General features: G+C 65.6%; 15 protein-coding genes. 5 read left to right on the top strand and 10 right to left on the bottom strand.

The features are described from left to right. Positions 1 to 11 precede the first annotated feature (11 nt). Complete coding sequence (locus GB880_RS14700) at positions 12 to 779, top strand: ABC transporter ATP-binding protein (protein ID WP_327077762.1); 768 nt, start codon at positions 12 to 14, stop codon at positions 777 to 779. Here GB880_RS14700 and GB880_RS14695 read toward each other — a convergent pair whose 3' ends face one another. The 5 genes from GB880_RS14695 to epmA form a co-directional block, all read right to left on the bottom strand. Further along, positions 780 to 2591: a patatin-like phospholipase family protein gene (locus GB880_RS14695; protein WP_154489758.1), complete on the bottom strand. Its 1812-nt coding sequence runs from the start codon at positions 2589 to 2591 to the stop codon at positions 780 to 782. Between the two features lie 33 nt (positions 2592 to 2624). Continuing rightward, positions 2625 to 3683 (bottom strand): endonuclease, encoded by a 1059-nt coding sequence (locus GB880_RS14690; RefSeq protein WP_154489756.1) that lies wholly within the window; start codon positions 3681 to 3683, stop codon positions 2625 to 2627. After that, positions 3670 to 5856, bottom strand: coding sequence for an AAA family ATPase (locus GB880_RS14685; protein WP_154489754.1), 2187 nt, complete (start codon positions 5854 to 5856; stop codon positions 3670 to 3672). The genes GB880_RS14690 and GB880_RS14685 overlap by 14 nt, the downstream gene beginning before the upstream one ends. A 166-nt stretch (positions 5857 to 6022) precedes the next feature. Next, complete coding sequence (locus tag GB880_RS14680; RefSeq protein WP_154489752.1) at positions 6023 to 7303, bottom strand: lytic murein transglycosylase; 1281 nt, start codon at positions 7301 to 7303, stop codon at positions 6023 to 6025. A gap of 134 nt (positions 7304 to 7437) precedes the next feature. After that, complete coding sequence (epmA, locus tag GB880_RS14675) at positions 7438 to 8478, bottom strand: EF-P lysine aminoacylase EpmA (protein WP_154489750.1); 1041 nt, start codon at positions 8476 to 8478, stop codon at positions 7438 to 7440. 133 nt (positions 8479 to 8611) lie between these two features. Here epmA and efp point away from each other — a divergent pair, with 133 nt between their 5' ends. After that, positions 8612 to 9178 (top strand): elongation factor P, encoded by a 567-nt coding sequence (gene efp / locus GB880_RS14670; RefSeq protein ID WP_154489748.1) that lies wholly within the window; start codon positions 8612 to 8614, stop codon positions 9176 to 9178. Positions 9179 to 9229: 51 nt separating this feature from the next. Here the strand turns inward: efp and GB880_RS14665 are convergent, their stop codons facing one another. The 3 genes from GB880_RS14665 to GB880_RS15835 form a co-directional block, all read right to left on the bottom strand. Beyond that, positions 9230 to 9397, bottom strand: a complete 168-nt coding sequence (locus GB880_RS14665; protein ID WP_195840720.1) for a hypothetical protein — start codon at positions 9395 to 9397, stop codon at positions 9230 to 9232. A gap of 96 nt (positions 9398 to 9493) precedes the next feature. Beyond that, on the bottom strand, positions 9494 to 10522 hold the full coding sequence (gene argC, locus GB880_RS14660) for an N-acetyl-gamma-glutamyl-phosphate reductase (RefSeq protein ID WP_154489746.1): 1029 nt from the start codon (positions 10520 to 10522) through the stop codon (positions 9494 to 9496). A gap of 104 nt (positions 10523 to 10626) precedes the next feature. Then, on the bottom strand, positions 10627 to 11289 hold the full coding sequence (locus tag GB880_RS15835) for a calcium-binding protein (RefSeq protein WP_154489744.1): 663 nt from the start codon (positions 11287 to 11289) through the stop codon (positions 10627 to 10629). A 152-nt stretch (positions 11290 to 11441) separates the two neighbouring features. On the opposite strand from GB880_RS15835, the gene GB880_RS14645 reads away from it, so the two are divergent. Genes GB880_RS14645 through GB880_RS14635 form a run of 3 tightly spaced genes read left to right on the top strand, consistent with a single transcriptional unit; the run spans position 11442 to position 13914 of the window. Beyond that, on the top strand, positions 11442 to 11882 hold the full coding sequence (locus GB880_RS14645) for a PepSY domain-containing protein (RefSeq protein WP_154489743.1): 441 nt from the start codon (positions 11442 to 11444) through the stop codon (positions 11880 to 11882). After that, a complete protein-coding gene (locus GB880_RS14640) occupies positions 11882 to 12559 on the top strand; it encodes a response regulator transcription factor (RefSeq protein WP_154489742.1) in 678 nt (225 codons plus the stop codon). The genes GB880_RS14645 and GB880_RS14640 overlap by 1 nt, the downstream gene beginning before the upstream one ends. After that, positions 12556 to 13914 carry a sensor histidine kinase gene (locus tag GB880_RS14635; RefSeq protein WP_154489741.1) on the top strand — a complete coding sequence of 453 codons (1359 nt, stop codon included), beginning with the start codon at positions 12556 to 12558 and terminating at the stop codon, positions 13912 to 13914. The genes GB880_RS14640 and GB880_RS14635 overlap by 4 nt, the downstream gene beginning before the upstream one ends. On the opposite strand, the gene panC is transcribed toward GB880_RS14635, so the two are convergent. Both panC and panB read right to left on the bottom strand, forming a co-directional pair. After that, positions 13911 to 14762: a pantoate--beta-alanine ligase gene (gene panC, locus GB880_RS14630; protein ID WP_154489740.1), complete on the bottom strand. Its 852-nt coding sequence runs from the start codon at positions 14760 to 14762 to the stop codon at positions 13911 to 13913. The two genes, GB880_RS14635 and panC, sit on opposite strands and share 4 nt — an antisense overlap. Next, positions 14759 to 15586 carry a 3-methyl-2-oxobutanoate hydroxymethyltransferase gene (panB, locus tag GB880_RS14625; protein ID WP_154489739.1) on the bottom strand — a complete coding sequence of 276 codons (828 nt, stop codon included), beginning with the start codon at positions 15584 to 15586 and terminating at the stop codon, positions 14759 to 14761. Before panB ends, panC begins: the two co-directional genes overlap by 4 nt. Between the last annotated feature and the right edge of the window lie 7 nt (positions 15587 to 15593).

Genomic DNA, 15593 nt, shown 5'->3' with positions numbered 1-15593 from the left:
GGAAAATCGCCATGACCGCCATGTTGCAAGCCACCGACATCCGCAAGAGTTTCGGCACCCGCGAAGTGCTGCGCGGCATCAGCCTTGTTGCCGAAAAGGGCGATGTGATCTCGATGATCGGGTCGTCGGGATCGGGCAAAAGCACGTTCCTGCGCTGCCTGAACTTTCTGGAACATCCGACCGCCGGCCAGATCGCGCTGGGGGGGCAGGCCCTGCCGTGCCGCAAGGATCGCAACGGCGATCTGACCGTGGCCGACCCGGCGCTGTTGCGCAGGCTGCGCGCGCGCGTCACCATGGTGTTTCAACAGTTCAATCTGTGGGCGCATATGACCGCGCGCGAAAACGTCATGCTTGGTCCGATCCGCGTGCACGGGCTGTCGCGGGTCGAGGCGGGCGAGCGTGCCGATCACTACCTGGCGCGGGTGGGGGTGGCCCACCGCAAGGACGCCTATCCGGGCTTTCTGTCGGGCGGCGAACAGCAGCGCGTCGCCATTGCCCGCGCCCTGGCGATGGAGCCAGAACTGATGCTGTTCGACGAGCCCACCAGCGCGCTGGACCCCGAACTGGTGGGCGAGGTGCTGCGGGTCATGCGCAGCCTGGCCGAGGAAGGCCGCACCATGATCGTCGTCACCCATGAAATGAACTTTGCCCGCGAAGTCGCCAATCGCGTGGTATTCCTGGACAAGGGTGTGATCGCCGAACAGGGCGATCCGCGTCGGGTGCTGCGCCATCCCGAAACCGAAAGGTTGCAAGGCTTTCTGGCCGCGCAGGCCGCCTGATCAGACCAGCGGCCGGTCGGGGGCGGGGGGATCCCCGTCTGCGGCCGTCGTTTCGGGGGCGCGGTCCTCCATCTGCGCGACCAGGCGCATGCGGGCGCCATGACGCGGCAGGCGGCGTTCGATGCCGGCGGGCAGCGGGTCGGCGCGCAGCTTGCGCCCCAGGGCCGCGATCAGCTCTGCCCGCGTGCCCAGCACCAAGTAATGCGCCTTGCTGTCCAGCTTGTAGCCCAGATCCTGCGGGCATGAGGCGACCAGATCCGGATAGCTGGCCGCGCCGGCCGGCGCCGGCTGGTCCCATTGCTCGGCGAATTCGACCAGCAGGCGCTCCAGCGCCGGCTCGGCGCTGACAAAGCGCCGCCAGCGATGCCGGTCAAGGTTGAAATCGGTGCGCAGTATCTGGCCCGCCTGCGCGCCATAGGCCGACAGTTGCGCGATCAGTTCCGGCGGCATGCGCAGGTTCAACCCGCCTTCGTTGTCGCGCAGACTGATGGTGACGATGCGTTCGCGATAGCCGATCAGCACCGATTGCAGCGAATCCTGCCAGTCCTTGGCACTGTCGAGCAGCGCCATCAGAAAGCCGCCCAGCCCATGAAACGGGCGCGTCGCCAGCAGGCCGCCCTGCTGCGGCTGCACCGGCAGGCTGACGCGGCTGTCGCCGCCGGCCTGGCCGTCCTGGAACTGACCAAGGGATATGCCGAAGGTCGGCTGGTTGGGCAGCACCGCATCAAAGAAATGCACCGGAAAGTTCGACGACAGCCCGCCATCGGAAAACAGCACCCGCTGGGTCTGCGCCGGCTGGCGGGTGAAATCGCGCCGCCACAAGGGCACCGCCGGGATCAGGCCGGGAAACGACAGGCTCATCCGCGCCAGCACCACCACCGGCATTTCGCGCAGGTTGAAATAGTAAAGCCGCCCGGTCTGATCGCCCCATGCCGGCTCGACGCGGTTGCTGTGGGCGATCATGTGATCGACCACATGTTTCGGGAACAGCCGCCGGAACTCGGCTTCGTCAAAGGCGTGCAGGTTGTTCCACATCGGCAGCACATAGGGACGGTGGGTGACGATGTCGGTGGTCACCGTTTTCAGCGTGATGCCGCGATCCAGCAGCATGCCGACGGTCAGCGGCCCCTGACCCGGGGCCAGACCGGCGACATGGTCGGCCTGCCGCGCGATCCAGTCCGACAGCGCGGAATCGGCCGGATATCCGGGCTGGGTGGTGCCGGGGCACATGCCGTAATCGTGCCGGGGCAGATCGGTGCGGATCTGGCCCAGCAGCCGCCAGCCCGCCGCCCCCAGCGCGCCAAGGGCAGTCAGCACCACGCCCAGCAGCCCCCAACCGAGGCCACCCCCCAGCAGGGCCACGAGCAGGATCATCAGCCCCGGCAGCGCCCAGGTCAGCGCAACCCGCCAGTAATTGCGGAGCATCGCGCCCAGGATGCCCATGAGCTTGCGCGATTTGCCGGCATCGGGGTCAAGCGCGGCCAACAGCACCCGAAACAGCGGCGCAAGCTGCGGATAGGGTTGGAATTTTTCCAGCAGACGGGCGGCCAGATCGTTGCGCAGATCGGCCAGCTTCTGAAAACCGCCGCTGTCGCGACCATATTCGGCCGCCGCCGTGATCACAGCGGCGATTGCCCCGGCCGAAGTGCCGCCGATACGCTGAAAACGATAGTCCTGCGCAAGACCCGCCACCGCCAGCGGATAGACCACGCCCGAGGTGATCCCGCCCTTCATCACCAGATCGCAGCGGCGCTGCGGTGGCGGGTGGGCGGCGCCGGAATCACGCAGGGCATCTTGGGAATCGTTGCTCATCAGATCGATCCTTTGCGTGAAAATATGGGAATATCATGTTGATGGCGGCTTCAGTTCATCCAGCCACCGCCGCAGCCACTGCCGCACCATCGCCGAATAGGGGGCGCCGGGTTGCGACATGTCGATGATTTCGGCCAGCATCCTTTCGCCCAGCTGCAACACCGCTGGCGCGGCATCGCGCGCGGCCTTGCTGCGCGCGTCCGCCAGCCGCTGGCCAAGCGCCAGCACGTCCAGGATCATCAGCCGGCGCAGCTCCAGCTGGCGCAGCAGTGCGGTGCGCGCCTGCACCAGCCCCAGCCGGTTCAGGCCATAGACCTGGATCGAGACCGCCCCGCGCGCAGAGACATGCGGCGGCACCGCGGCCGGATCGTCCACCGGGGCAAGGTTGCGCAGCGGCAGGGCATCGGGCTGATCGGGGGTGCGGGCGCGGGGCAGCACCAGACCCAGCGGTTGGTCCCAGTCGACCAGAAACTCCAGGTGCTCGTCGGGATCATCGTGGCAGGGATCCAGCAGATAGGGCCGTTCGCGCACGATCTCGGCCTGGGGGTCATCGCTGGTGCCATATGCGCGGGTGCCGGGTTCGACCGGAAAGGCATTGGCCTTGCCCACGCGGCGGTTTTCATGCGCGCTTTGGCGCAAGTCATCCAGACTGGCGGTCTGTGGCACCGGCAGGATCTGATAGCGGCGGCGGTTGCAGTCGATGCAGGAGGGCAGCAGATTGTCCCAGGAAGCGGCCAGCCACCAGTAGCCCCAATGTTCCTCGTCGCCCTCGACCTCGCCCTTGGGACGGAAATGTTCGACATCGACCGGCGCCTGGGACGCATAAAAGGTTTCGCAATAGGCGCATTTGCCGCCAAACAGGGTTTCGAGCGCGCGGCGGGTGCCATCGTCCTTGTAGACCTTGAACCCATAGCTGCGCGGCCGGCGTGGCCGCGGCTTGCCGGCCTGTTCGGCGGCCTGGCGCGCCGCCTCGTAATCGCTGCGGGCCTTGGCGACATAGGCAGCCGCCTTGCGCATTTCGCCGGCAGCGGCGCTGGCGTCACCGGTCAGCGCCTTGGGGGGCGCGACGCCTTTGCGATCAACGCGACGCATGGTCCCCTACGACCAGAGCCTGTTCCAGCAATGCGACGATACGCGCGCGGGTCTGTTCGTGCAGCTTCTGCCGCCGTGCAGCGGGCAGGCGCTGCTGTGCGATCACGAAATCGGCCACCGCATCCTGCACCAGCCGGGCCACCTGGCTGAGGCCCACGGGCAGGGCACTGGTGACCTCGTCCCGGAAACGCCCGATCAGATCCTGTGCCTGCGGTATCCGCGCCAGTTCCTCGACCCCGCCGCCGCGCAGGGCGACCAGAGCATCGGCCAGCCGTGCCAGGTCAGCCCCGCCCTGGGGATCGTCGGTATCGTAAAGCGCGAACAGATCCGATTTCAGCAGCTGTTCAATGGTCAGCGCCGAGACATCGGGCAGTTCGGTCAAACGCTCGACCTTTATCGGCAGGTCGGTGTCAGCCTGTTCGCCGGGAATGCGCCGCAGCACGAAAACCTCGCCATCGGCCATGCCGCGCACGCACAGCGGGTCATGGGTGGTGATCAGCAGCGTCATGCCCGGAAAGGCGCGGCGCAGCCCTGCCATGATCGTGACCTTCCAGCGCGGGTGCATATGCGCCTCGATCTCGTCGACGATCAGCAAGCCGCGGGCGGCCCCCAGGACCAGCGGAGGCTCGGGCGGGGCGCGTTCGACCAGCCAGCGCATCATGTCGCAGCACAGCGCCAGCACGGTGCGAAAGCCCGACGACACCGCCGACAGCGGTGTGCGGGTTTCGGATTCCGCATGATCGGCGCCGTCCGGGCGGGTGATGACCAGGCAGCGCGCCGCCTCGCGCTCGATCCGCTCGAAGCCGTTGCTGGGGCCGAAGATCAGCCGCAGCGTCGCCACCACCTCGTCAAAGCGGTGCTGATCCAGCGCCAGCAGCCAGGCTTCGGGATTGGACAGCAGGTTGTCGGATCGAAACAGGCTGACGATCTGTCGGGTTGGGGTCCAGTCATGCACCTGGGTCAGGAAATGGCGATAGGCGCCATAGGCAAAGACCTTAAAATCATGGGGCAGCGGACCCCGCGCCTTGAACCCCTTGTCGGTGATTGTCAGCCTTCGCCAGAAACTGCGACCATTCTGGCGGCGAAACCTCAGGCCGATCTGCGCATCCTGCCGCGCGCGTGGCGCGCCGCCCATCAGTTCGGCGTCCAGCAGCAATTGCTGCGGTTTCAACTCCAGAGCATCCAGGGCATCCTCTGGCAGCAGCGCCAGCGTCACTGCCTCGAGAATCGAGGATTTGCCGGCCGCATTTTCACCCAGGATCAGACAGGCCGGCGCCGCCAGGGGATCGGCTTGAACCTCGGGCAGGCGAAAACGTATCTGTTCCAGTGCCTTGTAGCCGGTAATCGAGATTTCGACCAGCGAGGGCGGCGGCTGCACCGTGGTGGCTGCGACCAAGGGTGGCGGCAACACCGGGGCCGCACCGGCTTCGGGGCCGGCCGCCTCCAGCCCGGTTGTCTGGCGCGCCTGCGACAGCAGCATGAGAAATCCCGCGAATTCCTGCGCCGGATTGACAGGCGCCGTCGCGCGGTCGGGGTCGGTGAAATGCCGCGCCGCGCAGTCACGGCGCCGGGCCACAAGATCGGGGCGGTTGAGGTGAAACTGGGTGATGGTCAGTTCAGCCCTGGGGGTCAGGGGAATCAGCCGGCCATCCGGGTCGGCGCGCAGATGTGCCACAGGGTCGTCGGCGCAGGGGTCGAGCAACATCGGCTGTTCGTCGATCGGCCCCGGCCATAAGCCGGTCTGCAGGATCATCGGCTGATCGTATTCCGACGCGGTTGGCATGGGCTGGCGTTGCCCCTCCAGCGGGAAAAGTTCCGGCCGGGTCGGCATGCAACCCGGGCAGCGGGGGTAGAGATTCTGCCAGATATCGGCCAGCCAGCCGTAATGCAGCGCGCTGAACTCGGACGGGGCCGTCATCGCGTTGCTGGTCGGGCGAAAGCGATAGGGTTGCAGCCGGCCGTGTCCTTCGCAAAAGGCGCATTTGTCCTGGAATGCCGCGGCGGTGGCCTGGCTCAGTGCCTCGGACGGGGGCAGGTGGCGATCCGGGGGCCGGGTCTGAATGCGGCGCCGCGGGTCCAGCCGCAGGAATTGCAGCCATTCCTGTCGCATCCGCACGAATTCGGGCTGAGCCAGCACCGGCGGTGGGGTCGCGGGGCGTTCGACAAGACGCATGGTGAAAACCGACCGAAAAAGGATGGTGTCACAAACTGCTTGTCGGAAAAGGGTAATCCAAAAAACCGCGCCGCGATAGCCGGGTTGGTCAACGTCTTAATCTTGATAACCAGAGTTATGTAAAATGCGCGGCCGCCGAGGGCCGCGCATGTTTTTGTCTGATGCTTCAGCCCAGACGTAGCTGTTCCAGCAGCAATTGCGTCGGTTCGCCCGTCACCGGCAATCCGCGCGAAGTCTGATAGGCGCGGATTGCATTGATGGTATTGCTGCCGATATTGCCATCAACGCCCTGGGTGTCGAAACCGCGCAGGGTCAGCAGACGCTGGATTTCCTTGCGCTGTTCGATCCGCAGTCCAGGATGATCCGCCGGCCAGGGATTGGTCAGCCCCGGATAACCCTTCAGCCGATCGCCCAGATGGGCCACCGCCAGCGCATAGCTGTCGGCGTTGTTGTAACGCAGGATGGCGTGAAAATTGCGGGTAATCAGGAAGGCTGCTCCCGTCGGCCCGCCGGGGATCAGCAGTTCCGTCGAGGTTCCGGCCGGTGGCAAGGGGCGCGAACTGGCCTGACGCACGCCCAGCGATTGCCATTCGGCCACGCTGCGCCGCTTGCCCTTGCCGGCCAGACCGGTGTTGAAGCCAGCAGGCAAGGTGACCTCGACCGCCGCCGGCAGGCCGCGCTGCCATCCCGATTTCGCCAGGTAATTCGCTGCCGAGGCCAGCGCATCGGACGGATCATTCGACCAGATGTCGCGCCGGCCGTCACCGGTGAAATCCACCGCATAGGCCAGGTAGGTGGTCGGAATGAACTGGGTGTGGCCCATGGCCCCTGCCCAGCTGCCGGTCATGTGACCCGGGTCAATGTCGCCCGATTGCAGGATGCGCAGCGCCGCCATCAGCTGGCTGCGGAAGAAATCGCCACGATAACCTTCATAGGCCAGACTGGAAAGCGCCTCGATCAGCGGCAGGTCGCCGCGACGCTCGCCATAGGTCGATTCCATGCCCCAGACTGCCGTCACGATTTCCTTGTCGACGCCATAGGTCGCCTCGATCCGCGACAGGACGCCGCCATATTGTGCCAGCGCCGCGCGACCGTTGTTCTGGCGTTTTTCCGACACGGCGTTTTCCAGGTATTCCCACAAGGATTTCTTGAACTCGGCCTGGTTCTGGCTGCGGCGGATCGCTTCGGGGTTATAGGTCACGTCGCGGAATGCCAGGTCCAGGGTCGAATCGCTGATCCCCTGGGCGCGTGCATTGGCCCGGAAACCCGCGATCCAGTTCTGCAGCCCGGCCACCTTGACGGCCGGCGGGTTCTGGTTGCGTCCCCATTTGATTTCCTGGCTTTGCTGAGCCACGCCCCCGCCGGGCGTATAGACCCCGCCCGTGCATCCCCCCAGCACCAATGCCATGGCCAGCAGGCTGGCCGTCAGTTTCACAGATTTCCGCATCCTGCCCTCGTTCGCATGTTTTCGGGCAGGTTAGCGTCGGCCGGGACGTGCCGAAAGACGAAAACGTGCGGTTACGGGCGCCATTCGACGGGCAATATCTCGAAAAAATCCAGAAAACGTAATCAATAAATTGATTATATTGGAGTCCACTGAATTTCCTGCAGTCGTGGCGCTGCCGTTGCCAGCATCACCAGCCGGTCGAACCCCAGCGCGCAACCCGATGCCGGCGGCATGTGATTCAGCGCCTGCAGGAAATCTTCGTCCAGCGGGTAGCGTTCACCGTAAATACGTTCCTTTTCAATCATTTCTGAGTGAAATCTGCGACGTTGCTCTGCCGCGTCGGTCAATTCGCCGAAACCATTCGCCAGTTCGACGCCGCAGGCATAAAGCTCGAACCGCTCGGCCACGCGGGGATCGTCGCTGCTGCGCCGGGCCAGCGCTGCCTCGGCCGCGGGATAGCGGTCCAGGATCAGCGGCCGGCCGTGACCCAGATGCGGCTCGACCCGCTCGACCAGGATGCGTGACAACATGTCTGACCAGGTGTCGTCATCGGCCAGGCGGATACCCTGCGCCTCGGCCTGCGCACGCAGCGCGGCCGCATCGGTTTCCTGCCCGTCGCAGGTGGCCAACAGATCAATACCGGCGTGCTGTTGGAAAGCTTCGGCCACGGTCATGATCTGCGGGGCGGCGAAAGGGTCGCAGACAGCCCCGCGCCACCTTAGCGCATCGGTGCCGGCCGCCTGCGCGGCCAGCCTGAGGTATGCCGCACAATCCTCGAAAAGAACATCATAATCCTGTCCAGACCGATACCATTCCAGCATGGTGAATTCCGGACTGTGCAGCGGACCGTCCTCGCGGTTGCGCCAGACATGGCTGAAGGCGAAGATGCGGCTCTCGCCGGCAGCCAGCAGCTTCTTCATCGCGAATTCCGGGCTGGTGTGCAGATACATCCGCTGCCGTTCCCCGTCATTGCCGATCCGCCAGGTGGCAAAGGCATGCAGATGGGTTTCATTGCCCGGGCTGATGGCCAGGGCGGCGGGGTCTACCTCGGCGAAATCCTGATCGTTCAACCAGTTGCGGATCGCCGCCTGGATGCGGTTGCGCGCCAGCAGCAAGGGCCTGCGTTCGGCATGTCGTTCACGCTGCCACCAGGGGCTGGCCATGGGATCGGTCATCGATACCTCATTATTGTGCGGTAAATTGCGGTTGCGACTGGCGCGAGCGCCCGCAAAACGGTAAGGAAGCTCATCTTTGCCGGATCTGATTAGCCGGCCCCCCGGAATTTGAAAAGCAGACAAGGGAACCGCCTTGAAAGTCATCGCTTCTAGCCTGCGCAAGGGCAATGTTGTCGAGATCGACGGCAAGCTTTATGTCGTTCTGACCGCCCAGAACTTCCACCCCGGCAAGGGCACCCCTGTCACCCAGGTCGACCTGCGCCGCATCTCGGACGGCACCAAGGTATCTGAACGCTGGAAAACCACCGAACAGGTCGAGCGCGCGCATGTCGATGAGCGTGAATACGACTTTCTGTATGAGGATGGAGAAGGCTTCCATTTCATGGAGCCGGAAAGTTACGAACAGGTTGTCGTTTCGCCCGACGTGGTCGGGGACGACAAGGTCTTTCTGGAAGATGGTATCAAGGTGTTCCTGCAGGTGCATAATGGCGTCGCAATCGCCATCGAGTTGCCGCAGAAGGTAACGGTCGAGATTGTAGAGACCGAGCCCGTGGTCAAGGGTCAGACCGCATCGTCAAGCTACAAGCCGGCGGTTGCCCATAATGGCGTGCGCATCATGGTACCGCCCCATATCGGCGTCGGCACCAAGGTCATCATCAACACCGCTGACCTGACCTATGTGGAACGCGCCAAGAGCTGATTTGTGAACGACACGCGTGCCGGCCCGGATCCCGTCCGGGCCGACCGTCATCTAGCGCGCGGTGGCTGCGCCCAGCGTTCCGCCCACGACTGCACCTGCCGGTCCGGCGATCACCGCGCCGCCAATGCCCCCCGTGGCCGCCCGCTCGGTCGCATTGTCCCCGCACGCGGTCAGAGCCAGCACCGAAACCGCGGCCAGGGATAGAAATATCCTGCTCATCGCAAATCCTCCTGTGACTGACGGCAAGACGCCGCCCCTGCGAACATGACGCATGGACATCCGTCCCGGTTCCGCCGGGTGGCGCAGATCAGGCGGTCATGGGAAAATCGGCGCCAGCATCAACCCGCTGGTTTCCGCCAGCCCCAGCATCAGATTGGCGTTCTGCACCGCTTGCCCGGATGACCCCTTGCAGAGGTTGTCGAGCGTCGAGACCACCATCGCCCGCCCCGGGATACGATCGCCGCTGACGCCGATGTGGCAGAAATTCGATCCCTGGACATGCGCCATCGCCGGCAGTTCGCCAAAGGGCAGCACCACGACAAAGGGTTCTTCGGCATAGGCATGGCTCAGCGCATCATGCACCGCCCGCGCGTCGCCCTTCAGATAGCACGATGCCAGGATGCCGCGGTTCACCGGCACCAGATGCGGCGTGAACTGGATGCGCACGGGCCGCCCCGCCAGCAGCGAGAATTCCTGATCGAATTCGCCCAGATGCCGGTGCTTGCCGCCCTGGGAATAGCCGGCGACATCCTCCGAGCGTTCGGCGAACAGCATGTTTTCCTTCAGCGCACGGCCGGCGCCGGAAATTCCGTTCTTGAGATCGCAGATGATGTCGTCAATATCGATCAGTCCCGATCCGATCAGCGGCCGCAGCGCGAATTGCACGGTCGCCGCATTGCAGCCGGTCCCGGCGACCAGCCGGGCGCTGCGGATCTGGTCGCGGTAGAATTCGGTCAGCCCATAGACTGCCTGCGGCTGAAGCTCCGGGGCGGCATGGTCGAGGCCATACCAGGTCTTGTAGTCCGCGGGATCGCGCAGCCGGAAATCTGCCCCCAGATCGACGATCTTGACCTGTTCGGGCAGCTGCCCGACCAGCGGCTGGCTGAGCCCATGCGGCAGCGCACAGAACACCAGGTCGATGCCGGAAAAGTCGATCTCCTCCATCCGTTGCAGGGGCGGCAGGGCAAGGTGGCGCAGATGCGGAAACACCTGAGCATATTCCTGGCCGGCCTTGCGATCGGCTGACAGGGCCGCCACGCGAATTTCGGGATGGGTCGCGAGGATCCGGACAAGTTCTGCCCCGGTATAACCCGAGGCCCCCAGGATGGCAGCGTTCAGCGTCATGTCATGATCCCGCGCGGCTGGCCGCGTTACGCGCGACCGTGGAAGATGCAATCCCGGGCACTAGGCCCGGGACCGCAGGCTGTCAAGCCGCCGTGACGTGCCGATCAGAACACGAAATCGCTCAGATCCAGCTGTGCCTTGGTCATGTCCCGGATCAGGACAGAACTGTCATCCGAAAGCCGCAGCAGCAGATCGTCGCCGATCTGTTGAGAGCTGCGGATGATCGCCTGCACCTCGGTGCGGCTGAAATCATCCAGAGCGAGCTTGTCGAGGCCATTCTGAAAATCGGTGATGATGTCGCGATCGTCGTCATCATCGAATTCGAACACATCGGCGCCGGCACCCCCGGTCAGGATGTCATTGCCCTCGCCGCCTTCGATGGTGTCGCGGCCGGTGCCGCCGTTCAGGACGTCATTGCCGTCGTCACCCTCAAGGTCGTCGTTGCCAGCGCCACCGAACAGCCGGTCGCTGCCGTCATCGCCGTCCAGTTCGTCATTGCCGGCATCGCCATAAAGCCAGTCGTTGCCAGCGCCGCCCTCCAGGTCGTCGTCGCCGTCCCCGCCGAACAGATAGTCGTGCCCCGCGCCGCCATAGAGATCGTCGCGCCCGGCCCCGCCATAAAGGCTGTCATTCCCGTTGCCACCATACATGGTGTCATTGCCGCCATAGCCGAACAGCCTGTCGTTGCCGCCCAGGCCCGACAACCAGTCCGAGGACGAGGTGCCATAAAGGCTTTCGCTGATCTTGGTGCCGATCTTGCGTACCATCTTGCGTTCCTTTCACGATGTGGCGCCGCAACGCCGTCAGGGGATTCGCGATATATCGCGACAGTGCGTTTCCTTTATGACGCGGCGATGCTGACGGCGTGCTGACAGTGCCTGTCAGCGATCTGTCAGCGAAGCTGCGCTATGTTGTATCCATGAAGCCGCTTTTCTTTCTGATGGTTGCCTTGGCACTCGCCGGCGCGCCCGCGCATGCGCAAGGATCCGATTCCGATCAGGCCCGGCGGATGGTGGAACGCGGCCAGATCCTGCCCTTGGCCCAGGCGCTGAACCGTCTGGCGGCGCGCCAGCCCGGGCAGGTGATCGGCGTCAAGCTGCGCACCACCGGTGGGCGCCCGGTCTATGTCGTCGATCTGGTCACCCCCGCCGGCCGCCTGATCGAGGTTGATGTGGATGCGGTGAACGGCCGCATCCTGGCGCTTGATCGCAACCGCCGGGGTGGCGACACTGCTGTTGGTCGTGGCGGTCGCGACGACGGCGGTCGCGGCAGCGGCAGGGATGGCGATGATGACGACGATGACGATGACGATGACGATGATGGCGGGGGCGATGACGACGATTCGGGCGACGATGGCTGATGCGCGTCCTGCTGGTTGAGGATGACCCGCGTATCGGCGCCGATCTGGACCGCGCGCTTGTCGCCGCGGGGTTTCGGGTCGAACGCGCCGCGGATGGCGAAACCGCCTGGTTTCGCGGCGGCACCGAAAATTATGACCTGATCGTGCTGGACCTGAACCTGCCGCGGCTGGATGGGCTGACGGTGCTGAAACGCTGGCGTGCCGAAGGCTGCGATGCACCGGTGCTGATCCTCAGCGCCCGCGGCGGCTGGACCGAACGCGTCGAGGGGATCGAGGCCGGCGCCGACGACTACCTGCCCAAGCCCTTTCGCATGGAGGAACTGGTTGCACGCGCCCGCGCGCTGGTGCGCCGTGCCGGGGGGCGCAGCAATGGGGTGCAGCACCTGGGTCGGCTGACGGTCGATCTGAACCGCATGACGGTGGCGATCGAAGGCGTGCCGGTCGCGCTGACGCCGCTTGAATTTCGGTTGGTTGCCTGCCTGCTGGTCAACAAGGACCGGGTGCTGGCGCCTTCGGAACTGCTGGAGCATCTGTATGGCGACGACGAATCCCGCGAGACCAATGCGCTCGAGGCGCTGATGACGCGCCTGCGCCGCAAGCTTGGTCCGGGTATCATCGCCACCCGGCGCGGCTTTGGCTATTACCTGCAGGACGGCGCCACGGCGGACCCGGCATGAGGCACTCGCTGCGCTGGCGGATGGTGCTGGTCGCCGCGGTGGCCATTGTGACCATGCTGGCAGGCGCGGGCCTTGGCCTGGCCATGCTGTTCGAACGCCACGTCGAGCGCGTCGCCCTGGCCGAGCTGCAATCGCGCGCCCTGACGCTGGCGGCCCGCGTGGCGCAAAGCCGGCCGGATGCGCCGATTCTGGCCGATGCCCTGATCGATCCCGTCTATGAACAACCCTATTCCGGGCGCTACTGGCAGGTGACGCTGGGCGATCAGACGCTGCGTTCACGCTCGCTGTGGGATGCAGAGCTGCAACCTGCGCAATCGCCGCCGCCGCCGGGGCAATCGCAAGCCTTGACCATGCAGGGCCCGGGCGGCGAGGCGCTGCTGGTTCTTGACCAGGCCTTGCTGCTGGGCCAGGGCGAGCAGCCGCTGCCGCTGCGCATTCTGGTTGCCACCGACCGTCAGCAGTTGCGTCAGGCACGCGAACGTTTCCTGAGCGATCTGTGGCCGTATCTGGCCTTGCTGGGCGGATTGATGCTGCTGGCCAGCTGGGCGCAGATTACGGTTGGCTTGCGGCCGCTGGCCCAGGTGGGTGCGCGGGTCTCGGATCTGGGCCGGGGCGCCCGGCCGCGCATGGGCCAGGACCTGCCGCAAGAGGTGGTGCCCCTGGCGCGCCAGATCGATTCCCTGCTTGATGCGCGCGATCAGCAATTGACCCGGGCGCGGGACCGCGCCGCCAATCTGGCACATGGTTTCAAGACGCCGTTGCAGGCATTGCTGGGCGATGCCGCACAGCTGCGCGATCGCGGGCAGACCGACATGGCCGAAAGTGTCGAGCATACCGTGGCCGTCATGCGTCGGCATGTCGATCGGGAACTGGCGCGGGCGCGGCTGCAAACCGGCCCGCAAGCACCTTCGGCGCCGCCGCATGCGGTGGCGCAGCGGCTGATCGCGGTTCTGCAACGCACGCCGCAGGGCGCGGCCATCGACTGGCAGGTGGTCGAGTCCTCGCCGGGGCTGCGCGCGCGCATCGATGCGGGCGATCTGACCGAAGCGTTGGGGGCGCTGCTGGAAAATGCGATGCGCCACGCCCGCAGCCGCGTGACTGTCACGGTGGACGCGCCGGATGGGCGTATCCGCATCGCCATTGCCGATGACGGCCCCGGCACGGCCGAGGCCGATTTGCAGCGCCTGACCCGACGCGGCCTGTCGCTGGACCCGCAAGGGGACGGCCAGGGCCTGGGCCTGGCGATGGTGGCCGATATCGTCGATGCGGCACAGGGTGAACTGCGGTTGCAGAATACCCATCCGGGATTTCGGGCCGAACTGATCCTGCACCCGGCGCCGCAGGCGATCCGCTAACCCGGCGCCGGGACCGCAACATTATCGATCAGACGCACGCCCTCCAGCCAGACCGCGACCAGCAGACGGCGCGGCTGGCCTGCCACCGGCGGACCCAGGCTTTCGGCATCGCGCAGTTCCAGATACTCGACCGGCCCCAAGCCGGCAGCGGTGATCCGGGCGCGGGCCGCATCCAGTGCCTGATCGACCGCAGCGCCCGCCGCAATTTCATCCGCGGCGCGAAACAGCGCCTGCGGCAGGGCCGCTGCCAGCGCCCGCCCCTGTGCGGACAGCCGCTGGTTGCGCGATGACAGCGCCAGACCGTCCGCGTCGCGCACGCAGGCGCAGGGCACCACCTGCAACGGCAGGTGCAGGTCGCTGACCAGCCGCCGCACAAGTTGCAGCTGCTGCCAGTCCTTTTCGCCGAAATAGGCCCGGTCGGCCTGGGTCAGGTTGAACAGGATGGTGACAACGGTAGCGACGCCGTCGAAATGCCCGGGCCGGTGGGCGCCTTCCAGCGGTTCGGTCACCCCCGTCACGCTGACGGTGGAGGCATGGCCCGGCGGATAGATGCCGTCGCCATCCGGCACGAACAGCGCATCGACCGCCAGCGGTCCCAGCAGCGCGGCATCTGCCTGTTCGGTGCGGGGATATTTGGCGTAATCCTCGGGGCTGTTGAACTGGCGCGGGTTCACGAACAGGGTGACGATGACCCGGTCGCAATCCTGACGGGCCGCCCGCACCAGGCTGAGGTGACCTTCGTGCAGGGCCCCCATGGTCGGCACGACCGCGATCGTCTGGCCGGCGGATTTCCAGTCGCGCACCAGGGCGCGCAGTTGCGCGGTGCTGCGGATGATGGGTGTCGTCATGCCGGCTGGCTTTCGGCAAAGCTGTGTTCGGGCGCGGGAAAGCGGCGGGCGCGCACGTCGGCGGCATAATCGGCGATGGCCTGCTGGGCATCGCGGCCCATCTCGGCATAGCGACGCACGAACTTTGGCCGGAAATCGGAAAACAGCCCCAGCATGTCGTCGACGACCAGAACCTGGCCGTCGCAATCCACCCCGGCGCCGATGCCGATGGTGGGCACGTCAATGTCGCGGCTGATGCGTTGGCCCAGGGCCGCTGGCAGCTTTTCCAGCACCACGGCAAAGGCACCCGCCTCGGCCAAGGCCTGGGCATCCTCTGCCACCCGCGCGGCGTCCTCGCCACGGCCCTGCACCTTGTAGCCCCCCAAGGTGTTCACCGATTGCGGCGTCAGACCGACATGACCCATCACCGGGATGCCACGCGCCACCAGAAACGCCACGGTATCGGCCATGTGCCGGCCGCCTTCCAGCTTGACGGCCTGGCAGCCGGTCTGCGCCATCAGCCGGGCGGCATTGCGAAACGCTTGTTCGCGCCCCTCTTCGTAGCTGCCGAAGGGCATGTCCACCACCATGCAGGCCCGCGTCAACCCGCGCGCCACCGCCTGACCGTGCAGAATCATCATCTCCATCGTTACGCCAAGAGTCGAGGGCATCCCGTGCAACACCATTCCCAGGCTGTCGCCCACCAGCGCCACGTCGCAATGCGCATCGACCAGTCGCGCCATCGGGGTGGTATAGGCGGTCAGGCAGACGATGGGCGCCCTGCCCTTCATCGCCGCAATGTCGCCGGGATTCAGGCGACCCTTGTGATCGGGGGTTGCGCTCATCTTTGTC

The organism is Paracoccus sp. SMMA_5_TC (genome assembly GCF_009696685.2).
In the GTDB taxonomy this organism is placed as follows: domain Bacteria; phylum Pseudomonadota; class Alphaproteobacteria; order Rhodobacterales; family Rhodobacteraceae; genus Paracoccus.
This window is presented reverse-complemented; position numbering and strand designations above follow the sequence as displayed.

Excerpts from the sequence above, each read along its gene's own strand:
- GB880_RS14695 (WP_154489758.1), bottom strand. The coding sequence starts at position 2,591 with ATGAGCAACGATTCCCAAGATGCCCTGCGTGATTCCGGCGCCGCCCAC.
- GB880_RS14685 (WP_154489754.1), bottom strand. The coding sequence starts at position 5,856 with ATGCGTCTTGTCGAACGCCCCGCGACCCCACCGCCGGTGCTGGCTCAG.
- argC (WP_154489746.1), bottom strand. The coding sequence starts at position 10,522 with ATGACGCTGAACGCTGCCATCCTGGGGGCCTCGGGTTATACCGGGGCA.
- GB880_RS14635 (WP_154489741.1), top strand. The coding sequence starts at position 12,556 with ATGAGGCACTCGCTGCGCTGGCGGATGGTGCTGGTCGCCGCGGTGGCC.
- GB880_RS15835 (WP_154489744.1), bottom strand. The coding sequence starts at position 11,289 with ATGGTACGCAAGATCGGCACCAAGATCAGCGAAAGCCTTTATGGCACC.
- GB880_RS14680 (WP_154489752.1), bottom strand. The coding sequence starts at position 7,303 with ATGCGGAAATCTGTGAAACTGACGGCCAGCCTGCTGGCCATGGCATTG.
- epmA (WP_154489750.1), bottom strand. The coding sequence starts at position 8,478 with ATGACCGATCCCATGGCCAGCCCCTGGTGGCAGCGTGAACGACATGCC.
- GB880_RS14690 (WP_154489756.1), bottom strand. The coding sequence starts at position 3,683 with ATGCGTCGCGTTGATCGCAAAGGCGTCGCGCCCCCCAAGGCGCTGACC.
- panC (WP_154489740.1), bottom strand. The coding sequence starts at position 14,762 with ATGACGACACCCATCATCCGCAGCACCGCGCAACTGCGCGCCCTGGTG.
- GB880_RS14640 (WP_154489742.1), top strand. The coding sequence starts at position 11,882 with ATGCGCGTCCTGCTGGTTGAGGATGACCCGCGTATCGGCGCCGATCTG.
- panB (WP_154489739.1), bottom strand. The coding sequence starts at position 15,586 with ATGAGCGCAACCCCCGATCACAAGGGTCGCCTGAATCCCGGCGACATT.
- GB880_RS14665 (WP_195840720.1), bottom strand. The coding sequence starts at position 9,397 with ATGAGCAGGATATTTCTATCCCTGGCCGCGGTTTCGGTGCTGGCTCTG.
- GB880_RS14700 (WP_327077762.1), top strand. The coding sequence starts at position 12 with ATGACCGCCATGTTGCAAGCCACCGACATCCGCAAGAGTTTCGGCACC.
- GB880_RS14645 (WP_154489743.1), top strand. The coding sequence starts at position 11,442 with ATGAAGCCGCTTTTCTTTCTGATGGTTGCCTTGGCACTCGCCGGCGCG.